General features: G+C 70.2%; 17 protein-coding genes and 1 pseudogene. All 18 read left to right on the top strand.

Annotated features, from left to right (window positions below; translation table 11 throughout):
• Window positions 1-1,617 (top strand): transcription termination factor Rho (gene rho / locus KIK05_RS26625; RefSeq protein WP_214413556.1); only part of this gene is annotated, 1,617 nt, incomplete at its 5' end.
• A gap of 335 nt (window positions 1,618-1,952) precedes the next feature.
• Window positions 1,953-3,251, top strand: coding sequence for a sensor histidine kinase (locus KIK05_RS26620; RefSeq protein WP_214413555.1), 1,299 nt, complete (start codon window positions 1,953-1,955; stop codon window positions 3,249-3,251).
• Between the two features lie 31 nt (window positions 3,252-3,282).
• A complete protein-coding gene (locus tag KIK05_RS26615) occupies window positions 3,283-3,930 on the top strand; it encodes a response regulator transcription factor (protein WP_214413590.1) in 648 nt (215 codons plus the stop codon).
• Between the two features lie 319 nt (window positions 3,931-4,249).
• Complete coding sequence (rpmE, locus tag KIK05_RS26610) at window positions 4,250-4,468, top strand: 50S ribosomal protein L31 (RefSeq protein ID WP_214413554.1); 219 nt, start codon at window positions 4,250-4,252, stop codon at window positions 4,466-4,468.
• A 112-nt stretch (window positions 4,469-4,580) separates the two neighbouring features.
• Window positions 4,581-5,633 carry a peptide chain release factor 1 gene (prfA, locus tag KIK05_RS26605; RefSeq protein WP_214413553.1) on the top strand — a complete coding sequence of 351 codons (1,053 nt, stop codon included), beginning with the start codon at window positions 4,581-4,583 and terminating at the stop codon, window positions 5,631-5,633.
• Window positions 5,634-5,652: 19 nt separating this feature from the next.
• Window positions 5,653-6,507 carry a peptide chain release factor N(5)-glutamine methyltransferase gene (prmC, locus tag KIK05_RS26600; RefSeq protein WP_214413552.1) on the top strand — a complete coding sequence of 285 codons (855 nt, stop codon included), beginning with the start codon at window positions 5,653-5,655 and terminating at the stop codon, window positions 6,505-6,507.
• 59 nt (window positions 6,508-6,566) lie between these two features.
• Window positions 6,567-7,262, top strand: a pseudogene (locus KIK05_RS26595) (L-threonylcarbamoyladenylate synthase); the annotation flags it as partial.
• A gap of 675 nt (window positions 7,263-7,937) precedes the next feature.
• Entirely contained in the window at window positions 7,938-10,295 is a 2,358-nt protein-coding gene (locus tag KIK05_RS26590; RefSeq protein ID WP_214413551.1) for a hypothetical protein, read from the top strand.
• A gap of 16 nt (window positions 10,296-10,311) precedes the next feature.
• Complete coding sequence (locus tag KIK05_RS26585) at window positions 10,312-10,692, top strand: hypothetical protein (protein WP_214413550.1); 381 nt, start codon at window positions 10,312-10,314, stop codon at window positions 10,690-10,692.
• A gap of 104 nt (window positions 10,693-10,796) precedes the next feature.
• Window positions 10,797-12,083, top strand: coding sequence for a serine hydroxymethyltransferase (gene glyA / locus KIK05_RS26580; protein ID WP_214413549.1), 1,287 nt, complete (start codon window positions 10,797-10,799; stop codon window positions 12,081-12,083).
• A 60-nt stretch (window positions 12,084-12,143) separates the two neighbouring features.
• Complete coding sequence (locus tag KIK05_RS26575; RefSeq protein ID WP_214413548.1) at window positions 12,144-13,373, top strand: MraY family glycosyltransferase; 1,230 nt, start codon at window positions 12,144-12,146, stop codon at window positions 13,371-13,373.
• Between the two features lie 203 nt (window positions 13,374-13,576).
• Complete coding sequence (locus KIK05_RS26570; RefSeq protein ID WP_214413547.1) at window positions 13,577-14,002, top strand: Cg1360 family ATP-synthase-associated protein; 426 nt, start codon at window positions 13,577-13,579, stop codon at window positions 14,000-14,002.
• A 77-nt stretch (window positions 14,003-14,079) separates the two neighbouring features.
• Window positions 14,080-14,292, top strand: a complete 213-nt coding sequence (locus KIK05_RS26565; protein WP_214413546.1) for an AtpZ/AtpI family protein — start codon at window positions 14,080-14,082, stop codon at window positions 14,290-14,292.
• 58 nt (window positions 14,293-14,350) lie between these two features.
• Window positions 14,351-15,145 (top strand): F0F1 ATP synthase subunit A, encoded by a 795-nt coding sequence (gene atpB / locus KIK05_RS26560; RefSeq protein ID WP_214413545.1) that lies wholly within the window; start codon window positions 14,351-14,353, stop codon window positions 15,143-15,145.
• Window positions 15,146-15,212: 67 nt separating this feature from the next.
• Window positions 15,213-15,443, top strand: coding sequence for an ATP synthase F0 subunit C (gene atpE / locus KIK05_RS26555; RefSeq protein WP_214413544.1), 231 nt, complete (start codon window positions 15,213-15,215; stop codon window positions 15,441-15,443).
• 38 nt (window positions 15,444-15,481) lie between these two features.
• Complete coding sequence (locus KIK05_RS26550) at window positions 15,482-16,030, top strand: F0F1 ATP synthase subunit B (protein ID WP_214413543.1); 549 nt, start codon at window positions 15,482-15,484, stop codon at window positions 16,028-16,030.
• Window positions 16,030-16,839: a F0F1 ATP synthase subunit delta gene (locus KIK05_RS26545; protein ID WP_214413542.1), complete on the top strand. Its 810-nt coding sequence runs from the start codon at window positions 16,030-16,032 to the stop codon at window positions 16,837-16,839. The genes KIK05_RS26550 and KIK05_RS26545 overlap by 1 nt, the downstream gene beginning before the upstream one ends.
• 39 nt (window positions 16,840-16,878) lie before the next feature.
• On the top strand, window positions 16,879-18,534 hold the full coding sequence (gene atpA / locus KIK05_RS26540; RefSeq protein ID WP_214413541.1) for a F0F1 ATP synthase subunit alpha: 1,656 nt from the start codon (window positions 16,879-16,881) through the stop codon (window positions 18,532-18,534).

Genomic DNA, 18,534 nt, shown 5'->3' with positions numbered 1-18,534 from the left:
CCCGCCGCCGAGCCGCGCGAGGAGCGCGCTCCCGCGGCCGAGGCGCAGCCCGCCGAGCAGGCTCCGGCCGCCGCGGCGACCGCCTCCGCGCCCGCCGCCGAGACGGCGACGGCCGAGGCGCGTCCCGAGCGTGGCGAGTCCCGCCGTGAGCGCGGCGAGCGCCGTTCCCGCAACGAGCGGCGTGAGCGTGGCGACAACCGCCCCGACAACCGCAGCGACAACAGCCGTCCCGAGCAGCGCGCCGCCGACGCGGGCGAGGGCCAGGGCCGCCGCGAGCAGAGCCGCGACCAGGCCCGTGGCGACCAGGGCCGCGACCAGCAGCGCGACCAGTCGCGTGACCGCGACCAGTCGCGTGACCGCGACCAGGGCCGCGACCAGCAGGGCGACGACGACCGCCGCGGGCGCCGCGGACGGTTCAGGGAGCGCAACCGCCGGGGCCGCGACCGCTTCGACAGCAACGAGCCCGTGATCGGCGACGACGACGTGCTGATCCCGATCGCCGGCATCCTCGACATCCTCGACAACTACGCGTTCGTGCGCACCAGCGGCTACCTGCCGGGCGCCAACGACGTGTACGTCTCGCTGGCGCAGATCCGCCGCAACGGGCTGCGCAAGGGTGACGTCATCACCGGTGCGGTGCGCCAGCCCCGCGACGGCGAGCGCCGCGAGAAGTTCAACGCCCTCGTGCGCCTCGACAGCGTCAACGGCATGGACCCCGATCAGGCCCGCAACCGCCCGGACTTCACCAAGCTCACCCCGCTCTACCCGCAGGAGCGGCTGCGCCTGGAGACCGAGCCCAACATCCTCACCACGCGCATCATCGACCTGGTGGCGCCCATCGGTAAGGGCCAGCGTGGTCTCATCGTCTCCCCGCCGAAGGCCGGTAAGACGATGGTGCTCCAGGCGATCGCCAACGCGATCACCCGGAACAACCCCGAGTGCCACCTGATGGTCGTCCTGGTCGACGAGCGTCCCGAAGAGGTCACCGACATGCAGCGGTCGGTGAAGGGCGAGGTCATCCACTCGACCTTCGACCGTCCCGCCGAGGACCACACCACCGTCGCCGAGCTCGCCATCGAGCGCGCCAAGCGTCTGGTGGAGCTGGGCCACGACGTGGTCGTCCTGCTCGACTCCATCACCCGCCTCGGCCGCGCCTACAACCTGGCGGCCCCGGCGTCCGGGCGCATCCTGTCCGGTGGTGTCGACTCCACGGCGCTGTACCCGCCGAAGCGCTTCTTCGGCGCCGCCCGCAACATCGAGAACGGCGGCTCGCTGACGATCCTCGCCACGGCGCTGGTCGAGACCGGCTCCAAGATGGACGAGGTCATCTTCGAGGAGTTCAAGGGCACCGGCAACGCCGAGCTGAAGCTCAACCGCTCCCTGGCCGACAAGCGCATCTTCCCCGCGGTGGACGTCGACGCGTCCGGCACCCGCAAGGAGGAGATCCTTCTCTCCAAGGACGAGCTGCAGATCGTCTGGAAGCTCCGCCGCGTGCTCCACGCGCTCGACATGCAGCAGGCGCTGGAGCTCCTGCTGGAGAAGATGCGCGAGACGCAGTCCAACGCCGAGTTCCTGCTCCAGGTGCAGAAGACCACGGTCAGCTCCGACCGCGACTGACCCGCGCGAGCGCCCTTCGACGCCGAGCGTGGCGAGGCGATCAAGTATCGCCGCCTGAAGGCGGCGCCCTGAGCCGCCGAGCGGAGTGAGGCGATCCGGCGTAGGCGCCGGTGACCCGCTGTGCGAAAGGGGGCGGCAGGCTTTTCGGCCTGCCGCCCCCTTTCGCGTGCGCGCGGGCATCATGGGTTCGGCGGCGAGGCGGGTCGTCCGCGGGTGGGGCTGGCCCTACTCGGAAACTGGGGCCGGCTCCATGGCACGGCGTCCGGTGGCCTGGCAGGCTCGTCATCAGGCCGGGCCGACGCCCGGTCCCGGTGGTCGGCGGAAGGGGCGCGACGATGACTGCGGGGGCGCCCGGTGCCGCTCGCCGACCGCTGCGCGAACGCGTGCCGCTGGGGCCCCGCGGTCCCCTCGGCCTGCTCGCCGACCCGGCGACCTGGCGCGCCGTGCCGTACCCCTTGCTCAGCGCGGCCTTCGGCCTCACGTGGTTCGTGATCATCGCGGTGGCGGTGCCCGCCTCGCTGACCATGGTCGTCATCTGGGTCGGCCTGCCGCTGCTCGTGCTGACGATACTGGTGTGGCGCGGTGGCGCCATGCTCGAACGCCGCCTGCTCCGCCTGGCCCTCGGCGTCGTCATCCCCGACCCCTACCGTCCGCGCCCCGCCGGAGGAGGGCTGTCGGCGCATCTCGGATGGCTGTTCGGCGACCCCGCCACCTGGAAGGACCTCGGCTACCTCCTGCTCCTGTTCCCGCTCGGCCTGGTCGAGCTCGTGGTGTCGATCGCGTTGTGGTCGTGCTCCGCCGTGCTCGTCGCCCAGCCGATCGAGGCGCTGCTCGGACGGCCCATGGTGATCGGCCGGCGGCTCGCGACCGGCGGCGTCGTGGAGTCGCTGCCGTGGGCGCTCGGCGGCCTGCTGCTGGTGCTGGTGACGTTGTACGCCGCACGTGGCATCGCGTGGCTGCACGGCACGCTGGCCGCCGCGCTGCTCGGTCCGGGCGACGAGGCGAAGGTGTCCCATCTGCGGGCCAGCCGGGCCAGGGGCGTCGACGCCGCAGAGGCCGAGCGGCGCCGCATCGAGCGCGATCTCCACGACGGCGCCCAGCAGCGGCTGCTGGCGGTCGCCATGGAGCTCGGCCGCGCGCAGGCCAAGCTCGACTCCCACCCCGAAGAGGCCAGGGCGCTGCTCGCCCAGGCGCACCAGGGCACCAAAGCGGCGATCAGCGAGTTACGCGACCTCGCGCGGGGCATCCACCCGGCCATCCTCACCGACAGGGGCCTGGACGCGGCGCTGTCGTCGCTCGCGGCCCGAGCGCCCGTCCGCGTGGAGGTGTCGGTGGAGATCACCGACCGGCCGCCGGCCGCGGTGGAGAGCACCGCGTACTTCGTCGTCGCGGAGTCCCTGACCAACATGGCCAAGCATTCCAAGGCGACCGAGGCCTCGGTCCGGGTCACCCGGGAGGCGGGCCGTGTCCTCGTGGAGGTGCGCGACAACGGTCAGGGAGGCGCGTGGGCGAGGCCGGGCGGCGGCCTGGCCGGGCTCGCCGACCGGGCGGCCACCATCGACGGCACGCTGACCGTCCGGAGTCCGCCAGGAGGCCCCACGGTCGTCCGTGCCGAACTACCGTGCACCTGGTGAGGCGAGTGAGCGGGAAGCCGGGGTGGTGGCCGTGCGGGTGGTGATCGCGGAGGATTCGGTCCTGCTGCGGGAGGGGCTGATCAGGCTGCTCGACGACGGCGGCATCGAGACCGTGGCCGCGGTCGGCGACGGGCCCGCGTTCGTCGAGGCCGTCCGCCTGCGGCGGCCCGACCTCGCGGTCGTCGACGTCCGCATGCCGCCCACCCACACCGACGAGGGGCTGCGGGCGGCGCTGGCCGCGCGGGCGCTGCTGCCGCGCCTGCCGGTCCTCGTGCTCTCGCAGTACGTCGAGGAGCGGTACGCCACCGAGCTGATCGGGAGCGGCGCGGGAGCCGTGGGGTACCTGCTGAAGGAGCGGGTCGCCGACGTCGCGGAGTTCCTCGAAGCGGTGCGTAGCGTGGCGGCGGGCGGTACGGTGATCGACCCCGAGGTGGTGATCCAGGTGCTCGCCCGGCGCCGGCACGGCGAGCCGCTCGACTCGCTGACGGCCAGGGAGTCGGAGGTGCTGGCGCTCATGGCCGAGGGACGCTCCAACACCGCCATCGCCGCGCGCCTGGGCGTCACCGAGGGGGCGGTCGAGAAGCACATCACGGGCATCTTCGGCAAACTCGGCCTCGATCCCGCCCCCGACGACCACCGCCGCGTGCTCGCCGTCCTGGCCTACCTCGGCCACGCCTGACCGGGCGGTATGACCGGTGACGCTATGGCGTAGAGGATCTGTCACCCGAAGCCGGTCGTTACCCAATCTTTGCGCTCAAAGGCGGAGATTTCGGTGAATGTTGCCGCCCTCTGACCTAGGCTCGGGCGGGTCGCCGGGGCGTCACCCTGCACCGAGTGTCAGGTTCCTCATGCCACAGGGAATGACCGGTGGCCTGGCGTGGTTGGAGGATCTGGCACACTGGTAGCCGAACCACGGCGGTTCCGGTTCCCGCCCGCCCGCGCGTCACCTGACCGCGAGAGACGAAGGCGACCCGGCGACCGCGCCAGAGAGGATTGAGATGAAGCCCGACATTCACCCGGATTACGTCGTCACCACGGTGACCTGCAGCTGCGGCAACAGCTTCACCACCCGCAGCACCGCCAAGAACGGCGTCATCCACGCCGACGTGTGCTCGGCCTGCCACCCGTTCTACACGGGCAAGCAGAAGATCCTGGACACCGGTGGCCGGGTGGCCCGCTTCGAGAAGCGTTTCGGCAAGAAGGCCGCGAGCAAGTAGCTCAGCAAGGAACGCCGGCCCGGCACCGCCCTTCGCCAAGGGGGCGTGCCCGGGTCGGCGTTCTTGGTGATGGCCCAGGTTCTCGCCGGCTGTGAAGGAAGAAGGACGCACGGTGAATCTCGACGAGTTGCTCGGTGAGTACGCGGAGCTCGAGCTCAAGCTCGCCGATCCCGCTGTGCACGCCGACCAGGACCAGGCCCGCATGCTCGGCAAGCGCTACGCCCAGCTCACGCCCATCGTCTCGGTCTACCGCGAGCTCGAAGGCGTCCGCGACGACCTGGAGGCGGCCAGAGAGCTGGCCACGGAGGACGCCGCCTTCGCCCAGGAGGCCGGCGAGCTCGAAGGCCGCCTCGGCCCGCTCGAGGAGCGGCTCAAGCACCTGCTCATCCCGCGCGACCCCAATGATGAGAAAGACATCATCATGGAGATCAAGGCCGGAGAGGGCGGTGAGGAGTCCGCGCTGTTCGCGGGCGACCTGCTGCGCATGTACCTCCGGTACGCCGAGCGGATCGGCTGGAAGACCGAGATCATCGACGCCCAGCACTCCGATCTCGGCGGCTACAAGGACGTCACGGTCGCGGTGAAGGGCAAGGGCTCCGACGGCGTCTGGTCGCGCCTGAAGTTCGAGGGCGGGGTCCACCGGGTCCAGCGGGTGCCCGTCACCGAGTCGCAGGGGCGCATCCACACCTCCGCGGCGGGCGTGCTGGTCTATCCCGAGGCCGAGGAGGTCGACGTGCAGATCGACCCCAACGACCTCCGCATCGACGTGTTCCGCAGTTCCGGCCCCGGAGGCCAGAGCGTCAACACCACCGACTCGGCGGTGCGCATCACCCACGTCCCGACCGGCGTGGTCGTCTCCTGCCAGAACGAGAAGAGCCAGCTGCAGAACAAGGAGTCCGCGCTGCGCATCCTCCGGGCGCGGCTGCTCTCCATCGCGCAGGAGGAGGCGGAGGCCGCGGCCTCGGCCGAGCGCAAGTCGCAGGTCCGCACCGTCGACCGCTCCGAGCGCATCCGCACCTACAACTTCCCCGAGAACCGCATCTCCGACCACCGCGTAGGGTTCAAGGCCTACAACCTCGACCAGGTTCTGGACGGCGACCTCTCCGCGGTCATCCAGGCCCTGACCGACGCCGAGATGGCAGAGAAGCTCGCCGCCCACTCCTGACGATGATCACGAAGCTCCCATGACCTTGCTGATGGACGAGATAGCCCTCGCCACCGCCCGGCTCGCCGAGGCGGGGGTCCCCTCACCGCGAACCGACGCTGAGGAGATCGCGGCGTTCGTCCATGGCGTGCGGCGTGGCCAGCTCCATACGGTGCCCGACTCCGAGTTCGACGCCCGCTTCTGGGAAGGCATCGCGCGGCGCGAGGCGCGGGAGCCGCTTCAGCACATCACCGGGCGCGCCTACTTCCGCTACCTGTCGCTGGAGGTCGGGCCCGGGGTGTTCGTGCCGCGCCCCGAGACCGAGGTGGTCGCGGGGTGGGCCATCGACCGGCTGCGCGAGATGGACGTCGCCTCCCCGACCGTGGTCGACCTCGGCACGGGCTCGGGCGCCATCGCGCTGTCGATCGCCCAGGAGGTCGCGCTCGCCCAGGTGCACGCCGTGGAGATCGACCCGGTGGCCTACGGCTGGGCCAAACGCAACATCGTCGAGCACGGCCAGGGCCGCGTGTCCCTCCACCCGGAGGATCTCGCCGACTGCCTTCCCGAGCTCAACGGCAGGGTCGACCTCGTGGTCTCCAACCCGCCCTACATCCCGCCGGGCGCCGTGCCGCGCGACCCCGAGGTGCGCGACTACGATCCGTCGCGAGCGCTGTACGGCTCGGGCGAGGATGGTCTGGACGAGGTCCGCGCGGTCGAGCGTACGGCCAGGCGGCTCCTGCGGCCGGGAGGCCTGGTGGCCGTCGAGCACGCCGACCAGCAGGGGTCGGCCGTCTATCTGGAGTTCACCGAGGAACGAGGCTGGCGCGACGTGCGGAACCACGCCGATCTGGCGAATCGCGATCGCTTCGTCACCGCACGCTTCGGCCAGGAATGACGGCCGCGCTCCTGATCCCGGCACACCGTGGCCCCGCCCGCGTGGGAGGATGACAAGTCGTGAGTCGACGTTATGACTGTTCGAATGCCGAGCAGCGTGCCGCCGGGGTGGCCGACGCCGTGGCCGCCGTCCGGGGCGGCGAGCTGGTCGTCATCCCGACCGACACGGTGTACGGCATCGGTGCCGACGCCTTCACCCCTTCCGCCGTCATGGCGTTGCTCGACGCCAAGGGGCGCGGCCGCGACGTGCCCGTGCCGGTGCTCGTGGGCACGGTGCGCGCCGCCTCCGCCCTGGTGGAGGACCTCGGCCCCTACGGGCAGGATCTCATCGACAACTTCTGGCCCGGGCCGCTGACGATCATCTGCAAGGCCAGCCGCTCACTGAACTGGGACCTCGGCGACAGCAAGGGCACGGTGGCGGTGCGGATGCCGCTGCACGCCGTCGCCCTGGAGCTGCTGAAGGAGACCGGCCCCATGGCGGTGAGCAGCGCGAACCGCTCCGGGGCGACGCCCTCCACGACCGCCGCGGAGGCCGAGGAGCAGCTCGGCGAGTCCGTCGCCGTCTACCTCGACGGTGGAGCGTGCGTCGACAGCACCCCCTCCACCATCGTCGACCTGACGACGCCGGTGCCGCGGGTGCTGCGCAAGGGCGCGATCTCCGTCGAGAAGCTGCGCGGCGTGATCGGGTACGTCGCCACCGACGACACCCCCGAGCCCGCCGCCGGCAGCAGCGAGAAGCCCGAAGGCACCGCCACCCCCAACCCCACCGAGCCGGAGGTCGCCGAGGCCACCAAGCCGGACGCCTCTGACGTTGTGAAGCCGGCTACGCCGGAGGTCGTCGAGGCGGCGAAGCCCACGGAGCCGGAGGCCGCCAAGCCGGACGCCTCCGATGCGGTGAAGCCCGCTGAGCCCGAGACCGTCGGTACGGCGAAGCCCGCGGAGCCGGAGGTCGCCGACGCCGCCAAGGCCGCCGAGCCTCAGGTCGGCGGGCTGGCCAAGTCTGCCGAGCCCGGTAAGCCTGAGGAGACCGGGGACGCCGGAGCGGCGAAGGTCGCCCCCGTGTCCGGCGCGGCAGAGGCCGCCAAGAAGCCGGCCGACGGAGCCTGAGGCCGTCCGTCGGCCTGAGGCCGGCCGTCCATCCTCTGCTATCGGCGGGTCGATCACCGACGGTGAGGCCACCGGCCCCGGTAGGGCGGGAGGTCCCCGGTCGGCGCTCGCCTGCGTTCGATGCCGGGCCCGCCGCCGCACCGACCTGCGGTGACTTATGCCTTATGGATATCGCCGAGCCGTACGGCGGGTGGTTCTGAGTAGCGTGAGGTGCGGCTGTGCTCTTGAGTGGTGAGCTACCGCGAGGGAGCATAGCTGCGGGCGGGCGCGAGCCTGTCTGCGCGTGCGGAGCTGGGAGCGCGACCACGAGCATCGGAGACGCACATGGGCAAGCTCGACGGCATGGATCCTCAGCTGGTCCGTCAGCTGCTGGCCGAGGTGGGGCGCGCCGGTAAGGAGATGCGCACCGTCGAGGCCCGCATCAGCCAGCTCACCAGTGCGGCGGGCGTCTCCGTCCCGGCCACTCATCGTCCCGCGCAGGTGGCGGACGCGGGACAGACGCTGGTCCGCGACGTGAACGCCCGCCTCGTCCTGCTGGAGAAGAAGGAAAAGCAGCCGGAGCCGGTCACCGGCCCGAAGGGCATGAAGCAGACGGCACCGGACAAGCATCACGCCACCGCGCAGGACGACAAGTCCGGAAAGGCCGACAAGGGGGAGAAGGCCGACAAGCACGGCGGCCACGGTGCCGAGTCGCAGGACAAGGCACACAAGCAGGATCCTCCCCAGCCGGACAAAACCCAGCGGCACGACGACTCCAAGGGCGACAAGCACGACGGCTCGGTAGGGGACAAGACCGACAGGCATCACGCCCCCAAGGCGGAGAAGCCGGATCATGCGCCCAAGGGCGACGAACACCCCGCGCCGAAGGCGGAATCCCAGGACAAGGTCCACAAGGTGGAGCCCCCGCAAACCGACAAGCCGGAGAAGCACCACGCTCCGCAAGGCGACAAGCCGGAGAAACACCACGCTCCGCAGGCCGACAAGCCCGAGAAGCACCACACCCCCCAGGCCGACAAGCCCGACGGTTCGCAGGGTGACAAGCCGGACAAGCACCACGTGCCCAAGAGCGATCACTCGGATTCGCCGAACGCCGACAAGCCGGACAAGCACGCAGGGCCCAAGGCGGAGAAGTCCGACCCCGTGCCGAAGGTCGACCACTCCGACAAGCACGAGGGCCCTAAGGCGGACAAGCCGCAGAACAACTACGTCGAGCCTCAGGGGCCCAGCTCGCAGCCCAGTCCCCAGGGTGACACCACCGGCCCGGCACCCCAGGGCGACACGACCCCGTACGTCGAGGGGGGTCCCTACAGCGATCAGGCTCCGAACGGACACGCGACGCCGAACGTCCAGACGCCTCCCGACGGAAGTGCGGCCCCACACGGCGACGCGACCCCCAACGGCAGCGCGGGCCCTTACGGTGACTCCGGTGTCCAGGCGGACCCCGCGCAAAGCGGTGATTCCGCTCCGATAGTGGAGCAACCGCAGCACGTCACACCGACCGGCGACGCCCAGCAGCCCCTGAACGGTCAGGCCCAGCCTTCCCCCACCGGCCACGAACAGCCATCCCCGAATGGTCACGGGTCCCCCACCGGTCACGCTGACCCATCCCCGAATGGTCACGCGTCCCCCACCGGTCACGCTGGGCCGTCCCCTACCAGCCACACGCAGCCGTCGCCGACCGGGCACGCTGACCAGGCGCCGACGGGTGGGGCGCAGCAGGCAGCGCCCGATGGGCAGCTCGACACGCCCAGGGTCGACAACCCGAACGACATCGACACCTCCCAGGAGCGGACCCGGGTGATCGATGTCGACGGGGTCAGGGTGGTCGAGGTGACCATGAAGCCGCCCAGCGCCGAGCATCTCCACTGGCTGATGCAGAACATGGACAAGATTCCGCCGATGGAGCAGCCCGTGGTCGTACCTGACGGGTCCGCGCCCGGCCATCCGCACGCCGACGGCCCGGTGGGCTACGTCCAACCCAACGATCCGTCCGGCGTGGCCAAACCCACAGCCCCACTCGCCCCGGATGCCGGGAGCGCGGCGGCCGCCCACGGCGGCAGCGCGGCCGCCACGCACGCCGGCGGCCCAGCCGCCACGCACGCCGGCGGCGCGGGAAGCAGCGCCTCCCACGCCGCAGGTCCGGTCTCGCACATGGGGGACGCCTCCGGCCACCTCGGCGCGGGGGCTCAGCACGGTACAGCGGCTCAGCACGGCGCCGGAGGTCAGCATGGCGCGGGGCCCCAGCACGGCGCGGGGGGTCAGCAGGGCACGGCGGCTCAGCACGGTATGAGCGGTTCCCAGGGGAGCGTGGAACCGGGCCGGTTCGCGTACTCGGGCCCGCACCTCACCCCCCACGAAGCGGCCCGCCACGGCGACCTCAGCGGCGCCGGCGAGCCGGGCCGGGCCGTTTCGGCATGGAGCCCGCACGGCGGGGAACCGGGTGGCCGCGGGGATGACGGCTCGTATGGTGGGGAATCGAGCCGAGGGGATGACAGCTCGCATGGTGGGGAACCGGGCCGAGGGGATGACGGCTCGCATGGTGGGGAACCGGGCCGAGGGGATGACGGCTCGTACGGTGGGGAGACGGGGCGGGGGGATCAGGGTTCGTATGGTGGGGGGCCCGGGTTGCGTGAGGGGGACGTGTCCGGTGAGGCGGGTCCTGGTTCGCGGGACGGTTCGTAGAGGAGGGTTGCCTGAGATGTACTCCGATCCACCGGCGCCGCAGCCGCTCCAGCCGGGAGAGACGCCGCCGGCCTCGTCGACCGACCCGTTCGGCGCGGGCGGTCAGGCGTCCAGCTGGCGCTTCAACCCCGAGTACCAGAAGCTCGTCGACCTGTGGCAGCAGGTGCGTCCGATGCTGGACGGGCTGACGGGGTCGCTCGACAAGGCGTACCAGATGGCCCGCAGCCGGGATGTCTGGGACGCGCCGGTGGCCGAGCGCTACGTCCAGGACATGACCGAGTGGCGCAACCGGCTCGTCATGTACCGCCAGGCCGTGCTGACCGCGATCAGTGACCAGGCCGCCGACACCCCCCGCTGGATCCCGGCCTCGTCCGCGGCTCCTCACGCCTACAGCTGATTGCCGCCGACGGTTCCGGCTGCCGGCAGGCATACAGTGGGGGGATCCGGTGTTCCTCGCCGCGCGCGGCCTTCGCGCGGGGGGAAGGAGAGTGGTGAGCCGGCATGCATGCCAAGCGACGCGGCCCCGAGCGCGCCGACGATTTCTACGGCCCCGACTTCTCCCTGCTCCAGCGGCAGGATCCCGAGATCGCCCAGGTGCTGCTGGACGAGGTCGCGCGGCTGCGCGGCGGCCTCCAGCTCATCGCCAGCGAGAACCTCGCCTCGCCGGCCGTGATCGCGGCGCTGGGGTCGACGCTCACCAACAAGTACGCCGAGGGGTACCCCGGCCGGCGCTACTACGGCGGCTGCCAGGTGGTCGACCGCGCCGAGCGGCTCGCGATCGACCGGGCCAAGGCCCTGTTCGGAGCCGACCACGCCAACGTGCAGCCCCATTCGGGCGCCTCGGCCAACCTCGCCGCCTACGCCGCGCTGCTCAAGCCGGGCGACACCGTGCTGGCGATGGCGCTGTCGCACGGCGGTCACCTCACCCACGGCTCGAAGGTCAACTTCTCCGGCCGCTGGTTCGAGGTGGTGGCGTACGGCGTCCGGCGCGACACCGAGACGATCGACTACGACGAGGTCCGTGACCTGGCCCTGCGGCACCAGCCCAAGCTCATCATCTGCGGCGCCACCGCCTATCCCAGGCTCGTCGACTTCGCGGTGTTCCGGGGCATCGCCGACGAGGTGGGGGCGTGGCTGCTCGCCGACGTCGCCCACACGATCGGCCTGATCGCGGGCGGCGCGGTGCCTTCGCCGGTCCCGCACGCCGACGTCGTCACCTTCACCACGCACAAGTCCCTGCGGGGGCCGAGGGGAGGGGGCATCCTGTGCACCGAGGAGCTGGCGGCGAGGATCGACCGGGCGGTGTTCCCCTTCTCGCAGGGAGGGCCGCTGATGCACGCGGTCGCGGCCAAGGCGGTGGCGTTCGGGGAGGCGCTGCGCCCGGAGTTCCGCACGTACGCCGAGCAGGTGATCGCCAACGCCCGTGCCCTGACCGACGGGCTGGCGGCCGAAGGCATGCGCCCGGTCTCGGGCGGCACCGACACCCATCTGGCACTGATCGACCTGCGGGATCTCGACGTGACGGGCCTGGAGGCGGAGGAGAGCTGCGCTCGCGCGTCGATCACTCTCAACCGCAACAGCATCCCCTATGATCCGGAACCCCCGACCGTGACGTCCGGAATCCGGGTCGGCACACCGTGTGTGACGACCCAGGGTATGGGCGTCGCGGAGATGAAGGAGATCGCGTCGATGGTGGCGCAGGCCGTACGTGACCGGCATGCTGTACCGTCGGTGGCCGACCGGGTGGCTCAGCTCACGCGCGGTCACCCGGCCTATCCGCGAGGTTAATGAGCGGTTCTGTGCAGTTTTCCGGTCACATTTGGCCGGACAATCCGGGAAACTAGGTCCGTGCGCGAATACACTCTCATAGCGCTGGTGGCGGGGGCTGTCACCTACCTGCTGGTTCCGCTGGTCAGGGTCTTCGCGCTGCGCATCGGCGCCGCGCCCGAGATCCGCGAGAGAGACGTGCACACCGTCCGAACTCCGCGTCTCGGTGGTCTGGCGATGTACGCGGGCATGCTGGCCGGCCTGTTCGTCGCCGGCAATCTGGAGCACGTCGGGGTCAAACTCGCCGACCCACGCGTCGGGGACGGCCAGACGATCCTCGCTCTCGCCCTGGCGGGCGGGGTCATCGTGGTCACCGGCTTCCTCGACGACTGGTGGGGGATGGACGCCTTCATCAAGCTCGGTGGGCAGATCGCGGCGGCCGGGCTGCTCGTGGTGTTCAAGCTGACCCTGTTGTGGGTGCCGCTGCCGAACGGCGAGACCGTCAGCCTCGACAGCACGCTGCAGACCATCATCACGATCCTCGTCGTGGTCGTGGCCATCAACGCGGTGAACTTCGTGGACGGCCTGGACGGCCTGGCGGCGGGCATCGTCTGCATCGCGGCCATGGCGACGTTCGCCTGGACGATCGCGCTCACCAGCAACCTGGACCAGGGGCGGCTGAGCGCGACGGCGGCCGTCACCGCCGTCCTCATCGGGATGTGCCTGGGCTTCCTCCCGCACAACTTCCATCCCGCCAAGATCTTCATGGGTGACACCGGCGCGATGCTGATCGGGCTGGTGCTCGCGGCCTCGGTGGTCTCGGTGACCGGCACGGTCGACTACGGCGCCGCGGGCAACATCAACCGCTTCCCCGTCGTGCTGCCGATCCTGCTTCCCCTGGCCGTCATGGTGCTCCCGCTGGCCGACCTGCTCATGGCGGTGGTGCGGCGTACGTCGTACGGCAAATCGCCGTTCGCGCCGGACCGCGGCCACCTGCATCACCGGCTCCTGCATATCGGCCACTCGCACCGGCGCACGGTGCTCATCATGTACGCCTGGACGTTCCTGTTCGCGGCCACCGTCGTGGGCCTTTCGGTGGGCGGCGTGCCGCTGATCGTCTTCCCCGTGGTCGTGCTGCTGGCCCTCGTCGTGCTGGTGATGATGGGCCTGCCGCTGTGGCGTTCGGGGCGGGGCGGCCGGGGCGGCGGGGCCCACGCGTCCCGGCAGGAGCCGGGGCCCGGCCAGGGCCCGGGGGGCGATCCCCAGGTGCCCGGCGCGGCCGCCTCGCACGCCCGCGCGACCACCGGCTGAGACCCCTGCCGACTTTGTTCACACAGCGCTGACCTGCTGATCCTCTGAGGTCGTATCCTCACTGGGATCACGGGTTCACCTGCACGAAATCGCAGGTAAAGGCGGTACTTGCCGAGCTTGTGATACCTTTCACTAGCAGGGAGAGGGTAGCCTCACTCTGCAAGGTAGCAATCGCTCGCTTGACAATTTTTCTTGGAGCACCGATGCAGGCCAACGACGTGCGCGCACTCAAGAGCGCGGCCATACCGACCATCGCGGTGGGGTTGGTCGCGGTCGTCGTGGCGGCACTGCTGGCCGGTGGCGCGGGCGCACTCGGGGCGGCGATCGCGGTGGCGGTCGTCGCGGTGTTCTTCACACTGGGGCTCGCGGCCGTCACCTGGGCCGGCCGGGTCTCGCCGCAGATGATGATGCTCGCCGCCGTGCTGGGCTATCTCGTCAAGGTCGTCCTGCTGATGGTGCTGCTGAGCTCCTTCGCCGATGCCACGGCGTTCTCGCCGCGGGCCTTCGGATGGAGCGTCATCGTCTGTACGCTGGTGTGGACGATCGGCGAGGTGCGCGCCTTCCTCAAACTCAAGATGCTCTACGTCGACCCGGACACCCAGGTCCCCGGACAGGGTGCTCCGCGATGAGGCGTAGGATTCCTCGGGGCGCCGTGTGGGGTCCGATATGACTAGTCCCCTCACCGCCTGCTATCGTCGTGCCCGCGATGAGCGAGCAGCGCAAGCCCGAGGAAGACGGTCGCGACTTCGCCAATGCCGCATGGTCCATCCCGAGCACACTTCTCGCCGGGATGCTGGTCTGGGGTGGCATCGGCTGGTTGCTGGATCGTTGGCTTGGCGTGGGCGCGTTCTTCCCGATAGGCATCATCCTCGGGGTCGTGCTCGCTGTCTACCTGGTCTATGTGAAGTACGGCCGCTGAGCGCGCCGTCCACATCCCGCAGTCTTCTGTTGAACCACCATCTTGGAGGGAACGCCGCGTGAGCGCGCTGACGGTCCTCGCCGACGGAGGAGAGTTCGAGGCCCCCGGGCCCTCGATCTTCGACTTCCCCTCGCTCTGGCACGGCGCCCCGGCCTGGGCGAACAAGCCCGTGCTGCTCGCCGTGCTCGGCACACTCATCGTGTGCGTTCTCGCCTGGAGCGCCTTCGCCAGGCCGAAGCTCGTGCCCCGCGGCATCCAGAACCTCGGCGAGCTGGGCTATCTCTTCGTCCGCGACCAGGTGGCACGGCCGTTCCTGGGCAAGGACACCGAGCGGTGGATGCCGCTCATGGTGTCGCTGTTCTTCCTGATCCTGCTGTGGAACTTCTTCGGTGTCGTGCCGGTCGTGCAGTTCCCGGTGGCCTCGCACATCGCCTTCCCCATCGTCTTCGCGGTCACGATCTACGTGATCAAGGTCTACCTCGGCATCAAGCACCAGGGCTTCATCGGTTACTTCAAGAACATGATGTTCCCGCCGGGGCTGCCGAAGTTCATCTACGTGCTGCTGGCCCCGATCGAGTTCCTCTCCAACCTGATCCTCGCGCCCTTCACCCACGCGGTCCGACTCTTCGCCAACATGTTCGCCGGCCACATGATCCTGGCGTTCTTCAGCGCGGTCGGCTTCTGGTTCCTGTTCGAGCGGCTCACCATCGCGGGCGCCGGGATCGGCGTCGTGGGCGTCATCATGACGATCCTCATGACCGGTTTCGAGATCTTCATCGAGTTCCTGCAGGCGTTCCTCTTCACGATGCTGGCCGCGATGTACATCGGCGGCTCGCTGCACCCTGAGCACTGAGACTCTCCACTGACCTGGCACTGACCGGTGAACCCACACCGGCCGACAAGTAAAGGAAAGCATCACAATGAGCCTTCTCGCTGAGGTCTCCGGCAACGTCACCGCCATCGGCTACGGTCTCGCCGCCATCGGCCCCGGCATCGGCGTCGGCATCATCTTCGGTCAGGGCGTCCAGGCGATCGCCCGCCAGCCCGAGGCCTACGGCCTGATCCGCCAGAACATGCTGCTGGGCTTCGTCCTCACCGAGGCGCTGGCCCTCATCGGTCTGGTCGCGCCGTTCATCTTCCGGGCCATTTAGTAAATCGACGCGACCGTCGCTGACGGAAGGCGGCATCCATGACACTGGCAAGTAAATTCCTGGCGGAGGGGACCGAGAGTCCCCTGATCCCGCACGCCTACGAGTTGGTCGTCGGCACCTTCGCGTTCCTGGTCGTTTTCATCGTCGTCGGCAAGATCCTCACCCCGCGCATCCAGAAGACGCTGGAAGAGCGCACCGAGGCGATCGAGGGCGGCATCAAGAAGGCCGAGGACGCGCAGGCGCAGGCGCAGCGCACGCTCGAGGAGTACCGCGCCAAGCTCGAGGAGGCCCGTCACGAGGCGGCTCGCATGCGCGAGGAGGCTCGTGAGCAGGCCGCGCAGCTCAAGGCCGAGCTCCGCGAGGAGGCTCAGGCCGAGGCACGGCGCCTGGTCGAGGCCGCGCACGCGCAGATCGAGGCCGACCGTCAGCAGGCGTTCGCCCAGCTGCGCGGTGAGCTCGGCCGTCTGTCCACCGAGCTGGCCGGCCGCATCGTCGGCGAGTCGCTCGAGGACGAGGCCCGGCAGAGCCGCGTCATCGACCGGTTCCTCGAGGAGCTCGAGACCACGGGCGGGGCGGCGGTGCGCTGATGAGAGGTCTGAGCCGTAGCTCGTTCGCCGAGGTCGAGGAGCGTTTCAACGCGGTGGCCGCGACCGCCGACCTCGGCCGGCTGGCCGAGGACGCGCACGCGGTCGCCGTCCTGCTCGACCGCGAGCACGGGCTGCGCCGCAACCTCGCCGACCCGGCACGGCCCGCGGAGCAGAAGGCCGGCATCGCCCGGTCGCTCCTGGGCGGAAGGATCAGTGAAGCCGCGCTGGAGACGGTCGTCGCGGCCGTCTCCGCCAAGTGGTCCAAGCCCGGCGACCTCGTCGACGCGCTGGAGAGGTTCGGCGTCATCGCCTCGGCCGCCGAGGCGGAGTCGCTGGGGGTTCTCGACGACGTCGAGGACGAGCTGTTCCGGTTCGGCCGGATCGTCGAGGCCAACCCGCGGCTGCGGATGGCGCTGGCCGACCCGGCCGCCCCCGCCGACGCCAAGGCGGGACTGCTGCGTGAGCTGCTGGGCGGGCGGGTCTCGACCGTCTCGCTCGCGATGATCATCAGGCTCGTGCAGCACCCGCGAGGACGTAGCTTGGAAGCGGGGCTCGACGAGTACATCCACCTCGTCGCCGCGCAGCGACAGCAACTCGTCGCCGTGGTGCGCAGCGCCGTCCCGCTGAGCGACGGCCAGAGGCAGCGCCTCGTCTCGTGGTTGCGCACCACGTACGGACGCGACGTTCACCTGAACACCGAGGTGGACCCGCGGGTGATCGGTGGATTCTCGATCCGGCTGGGAGACGAGATGATCGACACCACGATCGCAGGACGTATCGAAGAAGTCCGCCGCCGATTGGCCGGCTAGAGAGTCAGGGCGGCCGATGATTAGGGAGACTGAAGAGAGATGGCGGAGCTGACGATCCGGCCGGACGAGATCCGGGACGCGCTTGAGCGCTTCGTTCAGGCGTACGAGCCGGAAGGCGCGGCGCGCGAGGAGATCGGGACCGTCGTCGACGCCGGTGACGGCATCGCCCACGTCTCCGGCCTTCCCTCCGCGATGGCGAACGAGCTTCTGGAGTTCGAGGACGGCACCCGTGGCCTGGCGCTGAACCTCGACGTCCGTGAGATCGGTGTCGTCATCCTGGGTGACTTCAGCGGCATCGAGGAGGGCCAGTCGGTCCGCCGGACGGGTGAGGTCCTGTCCGCGCCGGTCGGCGACGCCTTCCTCGGCCGTGTGGTCGACCCCCTGGGCAACCCGCTCGACGGCAAGGGCGCGATCGAGGCCGAGGGTCGTCGTGCCCTCGAGCTGCAGGCGCCTTCGGTCGTCCAGCGCCAGCCGGTGAAGGAGCCGCTGCAGACCGGCCTCAAGGCGATCGACGCCATGACGCCGATCGGCCGCGGCCAGCGCCAGCTGATCATCGGTGACCGCGGTACCGGCAAGACCGCGATCGCCGTGGACACGATCCTCAACCAGCGTGAGAACTGGGCGTCCGGAGACCCGACGAAGCAGGTCCGCTGCGTCTACGTCGCGGTCGGCCAGAAGGGCTCCACGATCGCGCAGGTCCGGGCCCGTCTGGAGGAGGCGGGCGCGATGGAGTACACCACCATCGTCGCCGCCCCGGCCTCCGACCCCGCCGGATACAAGTACCTCGCCCCCTACACCGGTTCGGCCATCGGCCAGCACTGGATGTACCAGGGCAAGCACGTCCTCATCGTGTTCGACGACCTCACCAAGCAGGCCGACGCCTACCGCGCCGTCTCCCTGCTGCTTCGCCGCCCGCCGGGCCGCGAGGCGTTCCCCGGTGACGTCTTCTACCTCCACTCCCGCCTGCTCGAGCGCTGCGCCAAGCTCTCGAACGAGATGGGCGCGGGCTCGATGACCGGTCTGCCGATCATCGAGACCAAGGGCAACGACGTGTCGGCGTTCATCCCGACGAACGTCATCTCCATCACCGACGGCCAGTGCTTCCTGGAGACCGACCTGTTCAACGCCGGCGTCCGCCCGGCGATCAACGTCGGTGTCTCGGTCTCCCGAGTCGGTGGTTCGGCGCAGATCAAGGCGATGCGGAAGGTCGCGGGCACCCTGCGTCTGTCGCTGTCGCAGTACCGCGACCTGGAGGCCTTCGCGGCCTTCGCCTCCGACCTGGACGCGGCCTCCCGTGCCCAGCTGGAGCGCGGTGCGCGTCTGGTCGAGCTGCTCAAGCAGCCGCAGTACACCCCGTTCCCGGTGGAGAGGGAAGTCGTCTCGGTCTGGGCCGGCACCAGCGGCGAGCTGGACGACGTGCCGATCGAGGACGTCGCCCGGTTCGAGGCCGAGTTCCTGGAGTTCCTGTCCTCCACCAAGCACAAGGGCATCCTCGACGGCATCCGCGAGACCAAGGAACTGTCCGACGACACGGTCACGGCGCTCAAGGAGGCGATCACGGAGTTCAAGAAGGGCTTCCAGACCTCCTCCGGTGAGCTGCTGGTCAAGGACGAGCCGGTCGAGGCCCTCCAGGCGGACGAGGTCGGCCAGGAGAAGATCGTCAAGCACGTCCGTCCTTCCACCGAGAAGAAGTAG

This window comes from Sphaerisporangium fuscum (assembly GCF_018531465.1).
In the GTDB taxonomy this organism is placed as follows: Bacteria; Actinomycetota; Actinomycetes; order Streptosporangiales; family Streptosporangiaceae; genus Sphaerisporangium; species Sphaerisporangium fuscum.
Note: the sequence above shows the minus strand (reverse complement) of the source record. Positions and strands in the feature narration are given on the sequence as shown.

Coding starts and splice junctions, on each gene's coding strand:
- KIK05_RS26620 (WP_214413555.1), top strand. CDS start 1,953: ATGACTGCGGGGGCGCCCGGTGCCGCTCGCCGACCGCTGCGCGAACGC.
- rpmE (WP_214413554.1), top strand. CDS start 4,250: ATGAAGCCCGACATTCACCCGGATTACGTCGTCACCACGGTGACCTGC.
- prmC (WP_214413552.1), top strand. CDS start 5,653: ATGACCTTGCTGATGGACGAGATAGCCCTCGCCACCGCCCGGCTCGCC.
- KIK05_RS26590 (WP_214413551.1), top strand. CDS start 7,938: ATGGGCAAGCTCGACGGCATGGATCCTCAGCTGGTCCGTCAGCTGCTG.
- KIK05_RS26585 (WP_214413550.1), top strand. CDS start 10,312: ATGTACTCCGATCCACCGGCGCCGCAGCCGCTCCAGCCGGGAGAGACG.
- glyA (WP_214413549.1), top strand. CDS start 10,797: ATGCATGCCAAGCGACGCGGCCCCGAGCGCGCCGACGATTTCTACGGC.
- KIK05_RS26570 (WP_214413547.1), top strand. CDS start 13,577: ATGCAGGCCAACGACGTGCGCGCACTCAAGAGCGCGGCCATACCGACC.
- KIK05_RS26565 (WP_214413546.1), top strand. CDS start 14,080: ATGAGCGAGCAGCGCAAGCCCGAGGAAGACGGTCGCGACTTCGCCAAT.
- atpE (WP_214413544.1), top strand. CDS start 15,213: ATGAGCCTTCTCGCTGAGGTCTCCGGCAACGTCACCGCCATCGGCTAC.
- KIK05_RS26550 (WP_214413543.1), top strand. CDS start 15,482: ATGACACTGGCAAGTAAATTCCTGGCGGAGGGGACCGAGAGTCCCCTG.
- KIK05_RS26545 (WP_214413542.1), top strand. CDS start 16,030: ATGAGAGGTCTGAGCCGTAGCTCGTTCGCCGAGGTCGAGGAGCGTTTC.
- atpA (WP_214413541.1), top strand. CDS start 16,879: ATGGCGGAGCTGACGATCCGGCCGGACGAGATCCGGGACGCGCTTGAG.